The 17,256-nt window shown below is 55.8% G+C and carries 15 protein-coding genes, 1 tRNA gene and 1 pseudogene; 11 read left to right on the top strand and 6 right to left on the bottom strand.

Annotated elements, in window-relative coordinates:
• Positions 1-23: 23 nt before the first annotated feature.
• On the bottom strand, positions 24-1,403 hold the full coding sequence (locus tag CKA81_RS10575; RefSeq protein ID WP_128355235.1) for a transglycosylase SLT domain-containing protein: 1,380 nt from the start codon (positions 1,401-1,403) through the stop codon (positions 24-26).
• A gap of 10 nt (positions 1,404-1,413) precedes the next feature.
• Positions 1,414-2,199 carry a hydroxyacylglutathione hydrolase gene (gene gloB / locus CKA81_RS10570; protein ID WP_128355234.1) on the bottom strand — a complete coding sequence of 262 codons (786 nt, stop codon included), beginning with the start codon at positions 2,197-2,199 and terminating at the stop codon, positions 1,414-1,416.
• A gap of 18 nt (positions 2,200-2,217) precedes the next feature.
• Between gloB and CKA81_RS10565 the strand changes: the two genes are divergently transcribed.
• The 6 genes from CKA81_RS10565 to CKA81_RS10540 all read left to right on the top strand — a co-directional run bounded on the left by CKA81_RS10565 (position 2,218) and on the right by CKA81_RS10540 (position 8,570).
• Entirely contained in the window at positions 2,218-2,961 is a 744-nt protein-coding gene (locus CKA81_RS10565; protein ID WP_128355233.1) for a class I SAM-dependent methyltransferase, read from the top strand.
• Positions 2,962-2,970: 9 nt separating this feature from the next.
• Positions 2,971-3,435, top strand: coding sequence for a ribonuclease HI (rnhA, locus tag CKA81_RS10560; RefSeq protein ID WP_128355232.1), 465 nt, complete (start codon positions 2,971-2,973; stop codon positions 3,433-3,435).
• 61 nt (positions 3,436-3,496) lie between these two features.
• On the top strand, positions 3,497-4,600 hold the full coding sequence (locus tag CKA81_RS10555) for an efflux RND transporter periplasmic adaptor subunit (RefSeq protein WP_128355231.1): 1,104 nt from the start codon (positions 3,497-3,499) through the stop codon (positions 4,598-4,600).
• A gap of 16 nt (positions 4,601-4,616) precedes the next feature.
• Complete coding sequence (locus CKA81_RS10550) at positions 4,617-7,670, top strand: efflux RND transporter permease subunit (protein WP_128355230.1); 3,054 nt, start codon at positions 4,617-4,619, stop codon at positions 7,668-7,670.
• A gap of 42 nt (positions 7,671-7,712) precedes the next feature.
• The gene (gene dnaQ, locus CKA81_RS10545; protein WP_128355229.1) at positions 7,713-8,420 is read left to right on the top strand and encodes a DNA polymerase III subunit epsilon; all 708 of its coding nucleotides are present in this window, start codon (positions 7,713-7,715) and stop codon (positions 8,418-8,420) included.
• 75 nt (positions 8,421-8,495) lie between these two features.
• A tRNA-Val gene (locus CKA81_RS10540) sits at positions 8,496-8,570 on the top strand.
• A gap of 365 nt (positions 8,571-8,935) precedes the next feature.
• Here CKA81_RS10540 and CKA81_RS17325 read toward each other — a convergent pair.
• The 4 genes and pseudogenes from CKA81_RS17325 to CKA81_RS10520 form a co-directional block, all read right to left on the bottom strand.
• Positions 8,936-10,158 (bottom strand): annotated as a pseudogene (locus CKA81_RS17325) (TRAP transporter large permease).
• Positions 10,159-10,207: 49 nt separating this feature from the next.
• Positions 10,208-10,687 (bottom strand): TRAP transporter small permease, encoded by a 480-nt coding sequence (locus CKA81_RS10530; protein ID WP_128355228.1) that lies wholly within the window; start codon positions 10,685-10,687, stop codon positions 10,208-10,210.
• Positions 10,688-10,725: 38 nt separating this feature from the next.
• Positions 10,726-11,724, bottom strand: coding sequence for a TRAP transporter substrate-binding protein (locus tag CKA81_RS10525; protein WP_128355227.1), 999 nt, complete (start codon positions 11,722-11,724; stop codon positions 10,726-10,728).
• A 298-nt stretch (positions 11,725-12,022) separates the two neighbouring features.
• On the bottom strand, positions 12,023-12,406 hold the full coding sequence (locus CKA81_RS10520; RefSeq protein ID WP_128355226.1) for a cupin domain-containing protein: 384 nt from the start codon (positions 12,404-12,406) through the stop codon (positions 12,023-12,025).
• Positions 12,407-12,655: 249 nt separating this feature from the next.
• Between CKA81_RS10520 and CKA81_RS10515 the strand changes: the two genes are divergently transcribed.
• The 5 genes from CKA81_RS10515 (at position 12,656) to CKA81_RS10495 (ending at position 17,202) form a co-directional block, all read left to right on the top strand.
• Positions 12,656-13,564 (top strand): phosphoglycerate dehydrogenase, encoded by a 909-nt coding sequence (locus CKA81_RS10515; RefSeq protein ID WP_164878380.1) that lies wholly within the window; start codon positions 12,656-12,658, stop codon positions 13,562-13,564.
• Positions 13,565-13,580: 16 nt separating this feature from the next.
• A complete protein-coding gene (locus CKA81_RS10510) occupies positions 13,581-14,486 on the top strand; it encodes an amidohydrolase family protein (RefSeq protein WP_128355224.1) in 906 nt (301 codons plus the stop codon).
• Between the two features lie 17 nt (positions 14,487-14,503).
• On the top strand, positions 14,504-14,827 hold the full coding sequence (locus CKA81_RS10505; protein WP_128355223.1) for a Dabb family protein: 324 nt from the start codon (positions 14,504-14,506) through the stop codon (positions 14,825-14,827).
• Between the two features lie 34 nt (positions 14,828-14,861).
• Positions 14,862-15,704 (top strand): IclR family transcriptional regulator, encoded by an 843-nt coding sequence (locus CKA81_RS10500; protein WP_128355222.1) that lies wholly within the window; start codon positions 14,862-14,864, stop codon positions 15,702-15,704.
• A 697-nt stretch (positions 15,705-16,401) separates the two neighbouring features.
• Positions 16,402-17,202: an alpha/beta fold hydrolase gene (locus CKA81_RS10495; protein ID WP_128355221.1), complete on the top strand. Its 801-nt coding sequence runs from the start codon at positions 16,402-16,404 to the stop codon at positions 17,200-17,202.
• Positions 17,203-17,256 lie beyond the last annotated feature (54 nt).

Below are 17,256 nucleotides of genomic sequence, written 5' to 3'. Positions count from 1 at the left end.
TAAATCCTTTTGTTGATGGCAGGCTAGCCGCGGATGCTGGTGCCCGGTACGCGCAGGCGTTTGCCCTTGGCAAGGCTGTCGCCTTTCATGTTGTTCAGCCTGCGCAATTCGTTAACGGAGGTGTTGTAGCGTTTGGCCAGCGAGAACAGCGTGTCGCCGCTGCGTACGGTATGCGTACGCACGTTGGCAGCCCGCTTCAGCACGACCACATCCTTGCTCTTGCCGGATTTGGGCTGCTTCAGGGCGTCGGCCGATGGTTCGGTGTAGGCGGCCAGCATGATCCCGGGTGGGCTGCCCTTGGCGGGTACCAACAGTGTCTGGGCGACGGCCCGGCTTTGACGCTTGCTTATGCCGTTGACGGCCCGGAACTGCCCCAGGCTGATGCCGTGCTTCTTGGCTATGGCGGCGTACGATTCGCCATGCTTGCTGTGGTAGGTATCCCAGGAGCTTAGCCGCCCTTTATAAGCCTGAAGATTGGTGTTGAAGATGTCGACGCGGTTGGTGGGCAGCAGCAGAACGGGATTGTGCTCGGCCAGAATAATCGGCCGATTGTATGAAGCGTTAAGCGACTTGAATTCGTCCAATGGCATCTCGGCCAGTTGCGCGGCCACCTCGACGTCCATGTCGCGCTTCTTGTTTACTGTCGTGAAGTAAGGCGTGTTGCTGACCGGCGGCAGGGTGATGCCGTAGCGTTGCGGGTCGGCAATAATGTTCTTGATTGCCTGCAGCTTGGGCACGTAGTTGCGCGTTTCCTGCGGCATATCGATAGAGGCGTAGTCGGCCGGGATGCCCGCCTTGACCTTTTTTTCCATCGCCCGCTTCACCGAGCCCTCGCCCCAGTTATAGGAGGCCAGGGCCAAATACCAATCGCCCTGGAAGTCGTATAGGTAGGCCAGGTACTCCAGCGCGGCATGGGTAGAAGCGATGGGGTCGCGGCGTTGATCGCGCCACCAGTCCTGCTGCAGGTTGTAATGCCGGCCGGTGCTGGGGATGAACTGCCATAGCCCCGACGCCTTGGCATGTGAGTACGCGGTCGGGTTATAGGCGCTTTCCACGAAAGGCAGTAACGCCAGTTCGGTGGGCAGGCCGCGGCGGTCAAGTTCGTCGACGATGTAATACAGATACTTGCCCGCACGCTGGCTCATCAACAGGACCGACTCGGGGTGCGAGGCGTAGTATTGGGTCCAGCGCTCGGTCAACTCACTATTAAGGTTGGGAATGGCAAACCCGCGTCGGATGCGGTCCCACATATCGCGCGGCGGGTGGGTAAGATCGATGGTGCGTGAAGTCTCGGCCGCCGTATAGTTTTTCTTGGATGGGGCGTAGGGGTTTTGCGATTGATTGGTGGCGCAGCCGGCCAGTACTGCTACGAGAAGCAGAACGAATAGTCGTAGGCAGTTCATTGGTAATTCATTAAAAGTTGTTCTTCCATTCTCGTAAGGCGGCAAATACATCTACCCTGGTGTCCAGGGGGTGTTGCGCATACCGGCTTGCGGCCTGGGCCACGGTGCTATCTGTGGTCCGTAGAAACGGGTTGGTAGCCAACTCTGTTTCCAGTGTGGACGGCAGCGTCGGCTGGTCTTGCGCCCTAAGGTCGCTGGCCTGTTGCCACCGTTGCTGCAAGGCCAGGTTGTCCGGCTCTACCTGTAGCGCCCAACGTAGATTGGACAATGTGTACTCGTGCGCACAACACACCAGGGTGTCGGGCGACAAGGCTCCAAGTTTACTCAGAGAATTCAACATCTGGGCTGGCGTGCCTTCGAAAAGACGTCCGCAACCGCCCGAAAATAGGGTGTCTCCGCAGAAAACTAGGGGTTTTCCTGTAGCAAACTGCCCGTAGTAGGCAATATGGCCGGCCGTATGGCCGGGCACATCCAGCACTTGCAGCTGCAGGCCGACGGTCGGCAATTGTACCGTATCGCCTTCTTTCAGCGCGTGGTCGCAGGCGGGCAGTTTTTCGGAGGCGGGGCCATAGACGACGGCCCCTGTTCGCTGTTGTAATGCCAACACCCCGCCCACATGGTCGGCATGGTGGTGCGTCAGTAAAATGGCATCCAGCGTAAGGTTTTCGCGGTCGAGTATTTGCTGGACTGGGGCGGCTTGACCGGGGTCCACGACAACCGCGCGCCCGTTTTTGCATACCAACCAGATGTAGTTGTCCGAGAACGCGGGCACGGGAATAAGTCGGGTGTCTTTCATAAAGCTACGGGAGTCATAGTGTCGGTGGATCAACCTCTTATTCTAGAGCTTGCCGAATGGTTGCAAACCGCGCCCGGCCAGTATGTGCAAGCCTGGGAGCAAAAGCAGATTGATGCCATGGTGGCCAATGTTTTTGGTTATCATGCCATACAAATCGGCCTACCGCAGTCGGACTTGCTGCAGGCCAATCGTATACCCTTCAAAGGGCGTACACGGGTCTTGTTCGACGAGTCCGCCGAAACCAAGGCCTTGCTGGTGACCGATCCCGAGAACCTGCCCTTCGACTCTCAAAGCCTCGATTTACTGGTGCTGCCTCATGTGCTTGAGTGCTCTGCCGACCCGCATCAGATTCTGCGCGAGGCCGAACGGGTATTGGTGCCAGAGGGACGGGTGGTCATCTCGGGATTCAATCCCTGGAGCCTATGGGGCGCCAGCGACCGTATCCCTGGCCTGGATCCTTTGTTGCCGGTGCCCGCGCATCTGCAGGTTTCGGTGCCGCGGCTGAAAGACTGGTTCAAACTGCTGTCCTTTGATGTGGATCGTGGTCGCTTCGGATGCTATGCGCCGCCGTGCAATGAGCAGATATGGCTCGATCGCTGGTCCTTCATGGAATCTGCGGGCGATCGCTGGTGGCCCGTATGCGGCGCGGTCTATGTCATCTCGGCAGTGAAACGGGTAGTGGGCATGCGGCTGGTGGGGCCTACATGGAAGACAGACAAAAAGCGGATGCGACGACAGACGGTCGGCGTCTCGCCAGGGTAATCAAGAACAATGCAAAGCAGTCAAGTAGAAATCTGGACCGATGGCGCCTGCAAAGGCAACCCCGGCCTGGGCGGGTGGGGCGCCTTGCTGCGGCAAGGTAAACATGAAAAAGCCTTGTACGGCGGCGAGCCTCACACCACTAACAACCGCATGGAGCTAATGGCCGTCATACAGGCCCTGCAAGCCCTGAAGCGTCCATGCAAAGTGGTGGTGCATACCGATTCCCAGTATGTGCAGAAAGGCATGGACGAATGGTTGGCCAACTGGAAGCGGCGCGGCTGGCGCACGGCCGACAAGAAGCCGGTAAAAAACGCCGACCTCTGGCAGCAGCTGGACGAATTGGTGCAAGAGCACGAACTGACGTGGCGCTGGGTACGTGGGCATGCGGGGGATCCTGGCAACGAAAAAGCGGATGAACTGGCTAATTTGGGTGTAGACCACGCTCGCGCAGAATTAATTAGCAAAACAATGTAATTGGCGGCAAAGCAATGCTAAAGTCAGCAATTGTGTCCGCATCCTTGCTTTTCTGTTGCTAATGAAAACATCCACCCCTGGCCTTCTTTTGGTGCTCGCTATTGGCATCGCTGTCGGTGTAGGCAGCACCTACTGGCTGGTCCGGCAAGAGTCTGCCTTGCCCACGCCAGCCATCGCCGCAGCCTCGCCGGCCTCCGCCAATAATGCTGCCGTCGTTGTCGAGACCGCGCCCGTCGTGGAGATCGCACTGCCTCGCGGCGTATCGGCAGTGGGCACCTTGCGGTCGGAAGATTCCGTCATGCTGCGCCCAGAAATTACTGGCCGCATTGCCGAGATCAATTTCGATGAAGGCGGCAGGGTCAAGAAAGGGCAGGTTCTGGTTAAGCTGGACGATAGCGTGGTGCGCGCCCAGTTGCAGCAGGCGGAAGCCAACTTAAGTCTGGCCAGCAGCCAGCATCGGCGCGCGCAAGAGCTGACCAAGCAGGGCTTCATCAGCAAGCAGGCCCGCGACGAAGCGGCCAGCCAGCTAAAGGTGCAACAGGCCGCTGTGGCGCTTGCCCGTGCACAATTGGAAAAGACCGCCATCCTGGCCCCCTTCGATGGCATGGTGGGTTTGCGCAACGTATCGGTCGGTGATTATGTCAGCCCCGGCATTGACTTGGTGCCGCTGGAGTCCATCGACCCGCTGAAGGTGGATTTCCGCATTCCCGAACAGTTCCTGGGCCTGGTCCACGTAGGCATAGGCTTGACCTTAAGCTTCGATGCCTTGCCCAGCCAGCAACGCGAAGGCAAGGTCGATGCCATCAGCCCCCTGATTGATGTCGGTGGCCGCTCTATCTTGTTGCGGGCTACCGTCCCTAATACAGACGATGCCTTGCGTCCTGGCATGTTCGCCAGAGTTCGCTTGCAGTTTGCCGACGACAAAGGTCTGGTCGTGCCCGAAACCGCGCTGGTGCCATCCGGCGAGGCGCAATATGTATATCGGGTAAAGGACGACCGCGCTGAACGCGTGGTGGTGCAGGTCGGCTTGCGCCGCGGTGGCCAGGTCGAAATCGTATCGGGCCTGCAGGCGGGGGATGTCGTCATGACTTCGGGCTTGCAGAAGGTGACGGATGGTGCCGCCGTGCGCGTATTGCCATCCGACCAAGCGGCCGGCAACTCCTGATCGGTAGGCGCAGCTAATGGTTATCTCGGAAATCTGCATCAAGCGCCCGGTCTTTGCCTCGGTGCTGTCACTGATTATCTTGCTGGTCGGGCTGATTTCCTACGACAGGCTTACCGTACGAGAGTACCCGGCGATTGATGAACCGGTCGTGTCGGTCATTACCGGGTACAAGGGCGCTTCGCCGGAAGTGGTAGAGTCGCAGGTGACCAAGCCGCTGGAAGACCAGTTGGCGGGCATCGAGGGCGTAAACGTCATGACCTCGCGCAGCCGGTCAGAACGCAGCCTTATCAATATCAGCTTCGACTTGTCGCGCGACCCCGACGCTGCGGCAGCCGATGTGCGCGACAAAGTCTCGCGTGCCCGGCGTTACCTGCCCGACGAGATCGACGAGCCCATCATCAGTAAAGTAGAGGCCGACTCTACCCCTATCGTGTACATAGGCGTAACGGCGGGCAGCTATACGCAGATGGAAGCCTCCGACTACATCAATCGCTACGTCAAGACGCGCTTGTCGGTGTTGCCGGGGGCGGCCGAAGTGCGCGTGTATGGCGAGCGGCTGCCTTCCATGCGCATCTTTATCGACCGGGGAAAACTGGCGGCCTACCGCCTGATTGTGCAGGATGTTGAGGCAGCGCTGCTGCAGCAAAACGTGTTGATTCCGGCCGGGCGGATCGAATCGCAACAGCGCGAGTTCTCGGTGGTGTCATCCACCGACCTGCAAACGGTAGAGCAGTTTCGCAATGTGATCGTGTCCAACGTTAACGGTTACCCCGTGCGTATCAGCGACGTGGCCGACGTGCAGATCGCCCCGCTGGAAGAACGCGTGCTGGCGCGCTTCAATGGCCAGCCCAGCTTGACCATAGGCATCACCAAGCAGTCCACCGCCAACCCGCTGGACCTGTCGCGCGAAGCCCGTGCCGAGATCGAGGAAATCAACCAGAACCTGCCGGCCGGCATGAAGCTGAACATCTCGTACGACACCTCGATATTCATTCAGGAGTCCATCAACTCGGTCTACAAGACAGTGGCCGAGGCCATCATCCTTGTCGTGCTGGTTATTTTCTTCTTCTTGCGCAGCTTGCGGGCCAGCCTGATACCCATCGTGACCATACCGGTGTCGCTGATCGGTGCTTGCGGTGTCATGTATTTTTTTGGTTTTTCCATCAACACGCTTACCTTGCTGGCCATGGTGCTGGCGATAGGCCTGGTGGTGGACGATGCCATCGTGGTGCTGGAGAACATCTTCCGGCATATCGAGGAAGGCAAAACGCGTATCGAGGCCGCCTTCCTGGGCGCCAAGGAAATCGGTTTTGCCGTGGTCGCCATGACGCTGACCCTGGTGACCGTGTACGCGCCGCTGGCCTTTGCCACCGGACGCACAGGGCGGCTGTTTATTGAATTTGCCTTGACGTTAGCCGGCGCCGTGCTGGTGTCCGGCTTTGTGGCGCTAACCCTGACCCCCATGATGTGCTCCACCTTGTTGCGCCATCAGGCAGGGCACGGCCGCCTATACAGTTTGATCGAGCGCTTTCTTGAACGCCTTACCCAGCGCTATCGCAACGGTCTGGGGCGCGCGCTGCGCCATCGCACCATCGTGCTGTTCCTGGGTTTGCTGGTGGCGCTGGGCAGCGGCGTGTTGTTCAAGACGGTAAAGAGCGAGCTCGCACCCATTGAAGACCGCGGCGTAGTGTTCGGCGTGCTTAGCGGGCCGGAAGGTTCGACGCTGGACTACACGCTGGAAAGCGTCAAGCGCGTCGAGGCGCTCTACGAAGAGATACCCGAAGCCGCCGGAAGCCAGTCCATTATTGGCTTTCCCACCGTGACCGACTCATTCGCCATCTTGCGGCTTAAGCCCTGGAGCGAGCGCGATCGCAGCCAGCAAAGCATCGCCCGAGAACTGCAGCCCGCCTTTGCGGCCTTGCCCGGCATGCAAGCTTTCCCCACCAACCCGCCATCGCTGGGGCAGCGCGCCACCTCCAAGCCCATCGACTTCGTCATCATGAGCCAGGTCTCTTACCCCGAAATGGCCAAGCTGGTGGATGGCTTCGTGGATAAATTACGCGATTACCCCGGCCTGCAGAATATCGATACCGACCTGCGCCTTAACACACCCGAACTGCGGGTGGTGGTCCAGCGCGACAAGTTGGCAGATGTGGGTGTGGACGTTGGCGACGTCGGGCGCACGCTGGAGTCCATGTTGGGCGGACGCCAGGTTACGCGCTTTCGCGACAGCGGCGAGCAATACGATGTGGTCGTGCAAGTGAAGAAGCAGGATCGCGCCGACCCGGCAGATATTTCCGACATTTATGTGCGCACTGCCTCGGGCAGCATGGTGCAGCTATCGAACTTCCTGGAGGTGAGCGAAAGCGTATCGCCACAGTCGCTGAACCACTTCAACCGCTTGCGGGCCGTGAAGGTGCAGGCCTCGATTGCGCCCGGGCACGCGCTGGGCGAAGTGCTGGACCACATGAACGCCGTGGCTCGCGACACCTTGCCGCCCACCGTACAGATCGACCTGGACGGACAATCGCGCGAGTTCCGCGATTCATCTGGCAGCATCTACCTGGTCTTCGTGATGGCGCTGGCCTTTATTTACCTGGTGCTTGCAGCGCAGTTCGAAAGCTGGCGCAGCCCGCTAATTATCATGTTCTCTGTGCCGCTATCCATGACGGGCGCCTTGGCAGCTTTATGGCTGTCCGGAGGCACCTTGTCCATATATAGCCAGATCGGCTTAATTACCCTGGTCGGGCTGATTACCAAGCACGGCATTTTGATTGTGGAGTTCACCAACCAGCTACGTGCCGAAGGCAAGCCCATGATGGATGCCATCATGGAGGCCAGCGTCATGCGCTTGCGTCCTATACTGATGACCACCGGCGCCATGGTGCTGGGCGTCATGCCCCTGGCGTTTGCCACCGGCGCGGGCGCCGAATCGCGCCAGCAGATTGGTTGGGTGCTGGTAGGCGGCCTGAGCCTGGGCACGATACTGACCTTGTTCGTCGTACCCGTAGCCTATACATTGATTGCCGGCGCCGTAAAGCCCAAAGCTGCCACCATCACCGCTGCGTGAAGCTGCGGGCGGGCGCCACCGTTATAGATAGATTGGAAAGATATGCGTCAAATAGTGCTTGATACCGAAACCACTGGCCTGGACCCCGCACAGGGCCACCGCATCGTGGAATTGGCCTGCGTCGAGCTGGAAAACCGCAGCCTTACCGGCCGCAGCCTGCATCTATACGTGAACCCCGGACGCGACAGCGACCCCGAAGCGCTTGCCGTGCATGGCCTGACCACGGAATTTTTGTCCAGCCATCCCGGGTTTGAAGAGGTTGCTCACCAGCTTGTGGAATTCGTCCAGGGTGCCGACGTTATCATCCACAACGCGGCCTTCGATACCAAGTTCCTGAATGCCGAACTGGCACGCTGCGGCCTGCCCAAGTTCGACACCATGTGCGTGAAGATTACCGACTCTTTGCTGCATGCTCGCGAACTCCACCCCGGCAAGCGAAACTCGCTGGATGCCCTGTGTGAACGCTACGGCATATCCAACGCCCACCGCACGCTACACGGCGCCTTGCTCGACTCCGAATTGCTGGCCGATGTTTGGCTGGCCATGACGCGCGGCCAGGACGGCCTGATCATGGACTTCGAAGACAACAGCGGCCTGGATGCCAACGGCATGCGGCTGGAAGCGTTCGACGCTTCGGTGTTGAAAGTGGTGACGGCCAATGCGGCGGAGCTGCAGGAGCATGAAGAGTATTTGGCGGTGCTGGACAAGATAGTCGGAAAACCTTGTGTCTGGCGGGCCGTGGAGGCGTAGGCTTTGGTGTACAATTCTTGCCTTCCCATCAGCACGTAACCAGCCGGTAGTTAAGGCGGCTTGCGTCGCGTCTTGGGGCGGTTAGCTCAGTGGTAGAGCACTGCCTTCACACGGCAGGGGTCACTGGTTCGAACCCAGTACCGCCCACCATATATTCAGTTAAAAATCAAAAGCTTACATGTTTTTAGGGCTTTGCCTATGGTGCCCAGTACGCAACAAGTACGAAAAATTGCATAATGAATTGACTCAACATGGATACGACTGGGGTATCATTTCCGCACTAGTAGGAGCCGACATGTCCCGAGGGTTCGGTGCGGCTTGCTCATCGCTTCTTGTTAGAATGCCCCAGGGTTTGCTGCCTTGGTTTGACGTCTTTTGACGTTTTAGCATGCTAAGGAATGTGTTCTCATGTCCTTGTTTTTCCTATCAGTTCCCTCGAGGGGCACTCATACCCGCTCGTGAAGCGATTGTTTCACGATTAATGGCCTTAGTGTCAAGGGGGTTATTACATTTTCTTAATGTAGGATTCCCTGCAAACCGAGCGTAATAGAGGGAATGTAGGATACGAGCATCAACCCGATCAACATAACGACAAGAAACGGCCAAATTGCACGCGAGACTGCGCCAATGGATAAACCGCTGATCGCCATACCGACAAAAAGGCAATAACCGATCGGGGGTGTTGCCATGCCAAGCGCTACATTGGTGACGATGATGGTGCCAAAATGGATGGGATCAATGCCGAAAGTGTTGGCAATTGAAATCAACATCGGGCCTAGGACTACCATGATAGCGATCTCGTCCATGACTGCAGCCAATATTAGGAAAGCTACGTTTAGCGCGAGGATCATGACCCACTTTTGCTCGATATTGGCAGAAAGCCATTCCGACAAATGAACCGCGACGCGTTCTTGAGCGATCAAAATTCCAAAGCCTGACGAGAAGACTACGATTGCCATGATAATCGCAGTGATCTTCGTCGAGCGCCATACAAGCTCAGGCAACTCTTTTAAGGTTAAACGCCGCTCGATGAAGAATCCCACGATGAGAGCATAGATGCAACCGACCACGGAGGCCTCAGTTGGCGTAAAGACTCCACCATATATTCCCCCAAGATGATGGTCGGAGCCAGCAGCGCCCAAACACCTTCGCGCAAAGCCGACTTGATTTCCGCCCATGACGCTCTGGGTTCGACTGGGATGTTGTTACGTACGGCGTATAAATAACAGACAATCAACAAGCCGATTGCCATCAAAGCACCCGGTATGATGCCCGCTGTAAAAAGTCGGGCAATGGACTGCTCCGAAATCACCCCCCATATGACGAACGCAATCGAGGGCGGAATTAAGGGTGCCAGTACGCCAGCGGAAACAACTAGCGCAACCGCGAACGGTTTTCCATATCCGCGCTGTGCCATGACCGGGATCATGATCGCGCCAATGGCTGCCGTGGTCGCGGGGGCAGATCCCGAAATAGTCGCAAAGATACCCGCCGACAACACAGTGACGTGTCCCAAGCCCCCTCTAAGGTGACGTACGAAGACGTCGGCAACACGCACCAGCCGAGCCGAAAGGCCGCCCGCCGTCATCAATTCGCCCGCCAGCATGAAGAAGGGTACAGCTAATAAAGAGAACGACTGGCTGCCGGCCATGACCGATTGAGGCAAGAGAATCGGATCAATGCCTGACACATAAAGCGATATTGCAACAACGATCCCAAGCGCAAAGGCGAAGGGCATACCAAGTATGACCCAACCGGCAAATCCGATGGTCAACCACCACATTACGCTACTCATGGGTAGCTCTCCCGCCGATTTGCATATAGACCTGTTCCAAAGCAAACAGAATAAGTAGCACACCGCAGACAGGAGCGCTGACATTGAGCCATACCATGGGATACGCGATAGCCGCGGAGGTCATACCCAGACTCATCTGCGCGTAATCCAACCCGCCAATAGTCAAGTACAGGCCGAATCCCGCAATGGCAAGAGCTATTAGGCCGTTGAGGAGGCGCACAATTGCGCGCGGCAGCAAGTTGTCCCATACCGCCAATCGGGCGTGCGTCGCATTGCGAATGCCTAAGGCGGTGCTCAATAGCACCACCCAGCTAAAGGCAAGTAGTGCTAACTCTTCGCTCCACGCAAGTGGTGAGTTGGCCACATACCGCATCGCCACTTGTAAGGCTAACGCTGCCAACATGAATAGCACCAACCCGACAACAATGCCGCGCAATATCTTGTCGAGCGTATCAAAGATACGAGTGATCACTACTGCCTCCCGTTGGCATACTCGCCGGCCGCTTCTTATTACCGGATGCTGCTCATGGCTTTGTCATAAAGATCTGCGCCGATCTTTTCACGATACTGATCGTGCAGGGGACGAACCGCCTCGCGAAAAGGCTTCATGTCGGCAACCTCATTAACTTGTAGGCCTTGACCTTTAAGGTCTGCCAACAGCGTCTCGGTGTTCTTCTCGTTTAGTTCGCGCTGACGCTTCACCGCTTCCATGGCGGCCTCTCGCACGATGTGCTTGTGGTCATCACTTAACCGGTCGTAAAAGCGGCGAGACATCAATAGCTCGCCAACGGAGTACGTGTGATTTGTGAGGGACAAGTACTTGGTGACGTCAAACAACTTGGCTGCTGACAAGATCCCAACGGTCCCCTCAAGGCCATCGATCGTGCCTTGCTGGACAGCAGTAAAGGTTTCGCCCCAAGCCATAGGAATTGCGGAGCCGCCAAGGGCGTTAAACATGTCGATAAAAAGCGGGCTTTGCATTACACGGTACTTCACACCCTTAACATCGCCTGGCGCAGAGACAGGTTGGGAATTATTGGCCATGTGACGAAATCCACCTTCGAAATAGCCAAGCACAATAATGCCTTTTGACTGCGCTTTCTCTGCAAGTATCTGTCCAACCTCGCCATCCAACAGTTGTCGTCCTTGATCGGCATTTGTGTACATGAATGGAAGGTCGTTCAGCATAAATGCGGGATCCATCTGAGTGAGCACGGAATTCGTGACAATGCTCGCATCAACGGTTCCGAAACGAACCCCTTCAGCCAGCTGACGCTCATCACCTAATTGGCGATTGGGATAAAACTCAACTTTGATTTCACCATTGGAACGTTTCTCCACGGCTTCTTTGAAGGCATTTGCTCCGATCCCGTATGGATCTTGCATACTGTCGGGCGACGCCCAGCCCAGTTTGATCGTCACGGCTGCGCTGGCTGTCATCGCGCATAAAAGCATCAGTGAGGCAAGCGCTGCGCGCCCAAAGGATCTGGCTAGTTTTCTGGTTCTCATGGGTTCTCCTCCAAACATGTGTTACTGCAACGGATGGTGTTAGCAGTTCAAAAAAAATTTAAATTGGGCATAGCTTTCGCCGAGCCGACTAACCATAGGGATTGCGCAGGATCCGACGAAGAAGGCCTGTGCTTTGGCCTGCGGTTAGCCCCTGTAGCATGGGTACGATCGAAAAAATGAGCCCGCACCCTGCTTGTTGGACCAGAGTGCGTGCATTATGGTCTAGATGACGGTCATCTCTTCCGCCCCTTCCCCCCCCCCCTACAGCTCCGCGTACCGTCTGGCCTGGATAATGCAATCATGCGCTATCCCGGCTCGTTGTTTGATATTCAGTGAGGTGGGTGTAGTCGTCCCGAACGGGAGCGAAAATATCCAAGTTAAGGACTGTTTCATTGCCGACCACCTCAATGTAGTGCTCAGTGTGGGATGGCACGCGCAAAACGCTACCGGGTCTGCATCGGTAGACTTTGTCACCCACGTGATAGTTGGCCGTACCTTCCAGTATCAACACTAGCTGCTCAAAGGTATGGCTGTGAGGGTTGACTTCATTACCCGGCTCTATCCAGTTCCATACGCAGATCGCGTTATCCCCTTGGAAGCCGGATCGCTCGACCCCTTCTCGCACGTTTTCACGTACCAGATCCATCCAATTAATGGGATCAACATGTGATTGTTCAGTCATTTTCCCCGTCCCCTACTAGAAAAAGAAACAGCTGTTTCGTAAATAGTATACGAGCCGCGGATGTGAGCAGTCAACGAAATGATACAAAGTAATGGGCCCACCGCGCCAAATTACTAAGAGAACAGAGTTCCGTGTTGCACTTGTCCAGAAGACAAGTTATCTTTATTATGTTGCGAAACGTTTGTTCCGCAGGACGAAAAAGGAGGCGGTATGTTTCAGAGGCCAGGCGTGGCGGTTGGTGTGCTATCCATGATTCCGGACGTGCGCGAAGCGATTCTCAAGCAGTTTCCCAATGCGAAACTGCGCGATGAGATCCAGGTATTGAATGAAGAGGAATTGACAGAGTTTCTGAAGGATTGCGACGCGGCAATCGTGGGGCTTGAGCCCTTGAGCCGTAAGGTCATAGAAGCATTGCCGAACTTGAAGGCTGTGGGAAAGTTTGGCGTGGGATGCAATAACATCGATTTTCCTGCACTGCACGAGCGAGGCATCCCCTTTGGTATGCAGCCGGGCGTAAACCGACTCGCGGTTGCGGAGCTTGCCCTGGGTTTCATGATTAGCGCCTTGCGCTGGATCGGGCCACTTGCATATGACATGCGTAGCGCGAGGCGCCCAAAACAAAGGATTGGACGTCAGCTTACCGGACGTGTAGTGGGCCTGCATGGGTGCGGGCACATCGGCAAAGAGGTTGTACGATTACTTAAGCCCTTTGATTGCCAGATCCTCGCTCACGACATCGTGGACTACCGTGGGTTCTATGAGAAAGAAGGGGTAGAGCCGGTTAGTTTGGATGAACTGGTCGAGCGCTCAGAGGTGCTTTCACTGCACATACCTTTGACGCCTGAGACTGAAAATATCTACGACGATGCGATGTTGGCTCGACTGCGCCCGGACTGCGTGCTCATCAACACATGTCGTGGCGGTATTGTCAATGAGGATGCGCTAAAGCGCGCATTGCAAAGTGGCGAAATCCAAGCCGCCTGCTTTGATGCGTTTGCTGAAGAGCCTCCCACGGACGATGAGCTTGTCGGACTGCCCGGACTGGTTGGTACCCCGCACATCGGAGCTAGCACTATTGAGGCAAGAATCGCTATGGGTTTAGCTGCCCTAAAGGGTTTGACGGAAAACAGTGTCCGCGCACCGGACTTTCAACCTTAAGGCACCAGGAGCTTCGATGAACACCAAAAGTGATTGGTACTTGGGTAAAGCATATACCCCGTGGGATACGGACACTCGTCCACCCGCTGATGCGCTTCCTTCGGGCTCATGTGACTGTGCGGTGCATGTCTATGATTCAACTGGACAAAGTCGACTGGAGGCGGGTCGAAAGTATGACGCGCCGCCGCATTCCAGCTTGGAAGACATGCTTCGCATGCATGAGGTCCTTGGAGTTTCGCGGGCCGTGCTGGTGCAGCCTTCCATCTATGGAACGGATCACCGACTGATGAAAGAAATTTTGAAGGCGCATCCACACAAGTACAGGGGAGTGGCGATTCTTGACGACAGCGTCACTGACAGTGAGCTGGCGCAGCTGGATGAGATCGGTGTTTGCAGTGCTCGCTTCAACCTTCTTTCGGGTCTTGGTGCGCCGTGGGATCCAAAGGCTTTCCAAAGGAATCTAGATCGCGTTCGCGAACTTGGCTGGATCGTGTCGCTACATGCCACTATTCCAGAGCTGTCTAACTTGAGTGATATGCTTCGCCAACTGCGTATGCAGGTGGTATTGGATCATTTAGCTTATTGCACCCCGCAAGACTTAAAGGGGGAGGGGTTTAGCTTAGTTAAAGCGCTTGTTGCACAAGGCAATTGGTGGCTAAAGGTATCGCGCACTGATCAGGTCTCTTCTGCCGGCCCCCCATATGAGGACACCATCGACACGGTTCAAAGGCTTGTCGCGATGAATCCCGAGCGCGTGCTATGGGCAACGGATTGGCCTCATGTTCTATATGACGGGGCGATGCCAAATGATGGTGAACTGGTCGACCTGTTCAGTCGTTACGTGTCCGACCCGGAACAGCGCAAAGCCATTCTCGTAGACAACCCTATCGAGCTTTTTGGGTTTCCACCCGTCGCCGCTTAACTTAGAGAGAACACTTCATGATGCGTCATACTGTTTTTTTCAGCTTCAAACCTGAGGTCTCTGCCGAAGCACGTAACGCGCTTCTAAAGGAGTACACCACATTTCCAGCCCAATTCCTTGCTATGAGAGATTTCACTTTAGGTGCCAATCAAAGCGAGCGAGACGACACATTTGAGTATGCTTTTTCCGTAGAATTCGAAAGTGAAGTCGAATTAAAAGCGTATCTGAATAGTCGTGAGCATGAAGAGCATGTAAGGGATCGCTTCCGCCCTCTAATTCGGAATCGAGCAATTGTCAGCTACGAAGTGGTGCCCGGCAGCGTTACCACCCTTAAGCTCTAACCGTCGATGCCGCCTTGAGACTTGCGAAGAAATTATGAACGCACCACATATCGCCTCTGGAAAACAAGACACCTATAACACGGCAGAAGCACGGCCAGAGGCCGGTGTTAAATCAGTCCATATCGCTTTTGATGTACTCGAGGCTGTCGCAAACAGTCCAAGGGACGTTGGGGTCACGGAGCTGACCGAATTGCTCGGTTCGACAAAAGCGACCATATTTCGACATTTGCAAACGTTAGTGGCGCGGGGATACATCAGCCAAAACCTCCACTCCGCCCGATATAGATTGGGTGTAAAGGCTCAGTTGCTGGGACGCTTATATGAAGAGCGTTTTGATCTGCTCACGGGGGCTGAACCCATTATTCGCAGCTTGCGGGATACGTTGAAGCAAACGATTGCTTTGGGGGTGGTCAGCCCACGTGGCGTTACGATCATGGAAACCATGCTCAGCCAAAATACATTGGAAATTGGCGTGCGCAGAGGCAGTGAAATGGCCTTTCATTCCACCGCACAAGGTAAAGTTGCCTTGGCGTTTTCCCGACAGCCCCTGATGGATACGGTTAAGCAGCAATACCAAACGCGCTATACCGAACACACAATATGTGATCTTCGTGAAATTGAGCTCCAAACCCGGCTGGCTCGCGAGCGGGGATGGGCAACGGCTTCACAAGAAATGGTGCTTGGGATCAATGCTATCGCCGTCCCCATCCTTAATGATACCGGCGATTGCATAGCAACACTGGCGGTGGTGGGCTCCATGCAATTTGTGCGTCCCGTACCTTCGGCGGAACAAGTAAAAGCGCTTCAGCAGGCAGCCAATTTGATTTCGGCTAATCTCGGCTATAGGGGCGAGCCTATTCTTGATGCTCAGGCTTAACTGAAAGAGGCGCTGCATCGGCCTTGGCTAAAGCTTCCCGCTGATATTGATTTCGTATCCAGAAGTGCCGCTATGCTAGCAGTACTTCATTGCGGATTCACACCATAGCTCGTGGGCCATAGAGAAGATCCGTGACCACTAACAATGTAAGCGCGCCGGGAACCACACCTTGGAGGCGATCGAGCTCATAGGTAAGCCTTGCATCACCACACGGATATTGTCGGGCATGGCTCGCCCGCCGTGTGCTTCCCACGCGCGTACTCGGAGCGATCTCACAACTCCTCACAGTTCATCATCGCAGAGTCCCCATATATATTCCCATCTCCCACTAGCCCGGCAAAACTCTATGATTGCCACTTGTCTTATTTCAGATCGACTCGCTCTATGGCTCTAACTAAACCATAGTGTCCTCTTCGGCGTATGTTTTTTGGCCACTTTATGCTTAACGGCACACGGGGGGCATCATCAAACACCGTAGAATCATACTGCTTCAACCGCACAACTCTCGCCAAGCGTGAAGGGGGATACAGGTATGTTTGAGTTAGGCGTAAGCATCAAGCCTGATACCGCCCGACTGCTGACGGTGGACTGGGCGTTCTGATTGACCGTGCAATGGTTGACCGCGTCCTTCAGGAGGAAGTCAGTGAAACCAGTCCTCTAATTGTGAGGTAGTAATCATGTCCACTGGAGAACGAGAATGTTTTTTCGACTGTCGAACGGTCGGCGGATTTGGTATGAACTGCTAGGTGAGCCGGAGGCGCCGGTGGTGTGCCTCACGCACTCTCTTACGGCTGACAGCGGCATGTGGGCCGAACAGGTGCCTGCGTTGTTGCAGTCAGGATATCGCGTGCTGCGAATGGACATCCGCGGACATGGTGCAAGCGAGGCGGTAGCAGGGCCCTATTCGCTGGATGACCTGGCCGATGACGTTGCGGATGTTGTCAATGGCCTGGCACTGGGTGCCGTTCATTATGTTGGTCTGTCGATCGGCGGGATGTTTGGACAGGCGTTTGCGGCCAAGCACCAGCATTTGCTGCGGTCTCTTACCCTGTGCGACACGCTCCCTTCTTCAGCGGCCGGTGCTGTTGATATGTGGAATGAACGCATCGCTGTCGCCAGAGAGGCTGATTCGCTTGCGCCGTTGGCGGACGCGACATTGATTCGCTGGTTTACGGAGGTGTTTCGCTCGGGCTTTCCTCTGAGATATCAGCAGTTCAACGAAAGCATTCTGGCCACGAGCCTGGACGGGTTTGAGGGCTGCGCCCGAGCCATGCAGGATTTTGACTTCTCGAGCGTCTTGCCTGGTTTGCGTACTCCAGCGCTTGTTCTATGCGGGGCAGATGATCCCAGTACTCCCCCGTCCGAGAACAAGCGATTGGCAGCACTGATTCCAGGTGCTCACTATGTAGAGCTGGATGGTTGTCGCCACCTCCCAAATGTTGAAAAACCCAGTGATTTCAACACCACCTTACTTCGGTGGTTGAAGTCGCAAGACTGAGGTGAGTCCAGTCAGTGATGCAGGCTTATGGCACTATGGAAACACGAACGTACA

This window comes from Pollutimonas thiosulfatoxidans (assembly GCF_004022565.1).
GTDB classification, from domain to species: Bacteria; Pseudomonadota; Gammaproteobacteria; order Burkholderiales; family Burkholderiaceae_B; genus Pusillimonas_D; species Pusillimonas_D thiosulfatoxidans.
The sequence above is the reverse complement of the archived record's forward strand: the minus strand, read 5'-3'. Positions and strand labels throughout refer to the sequence as shown.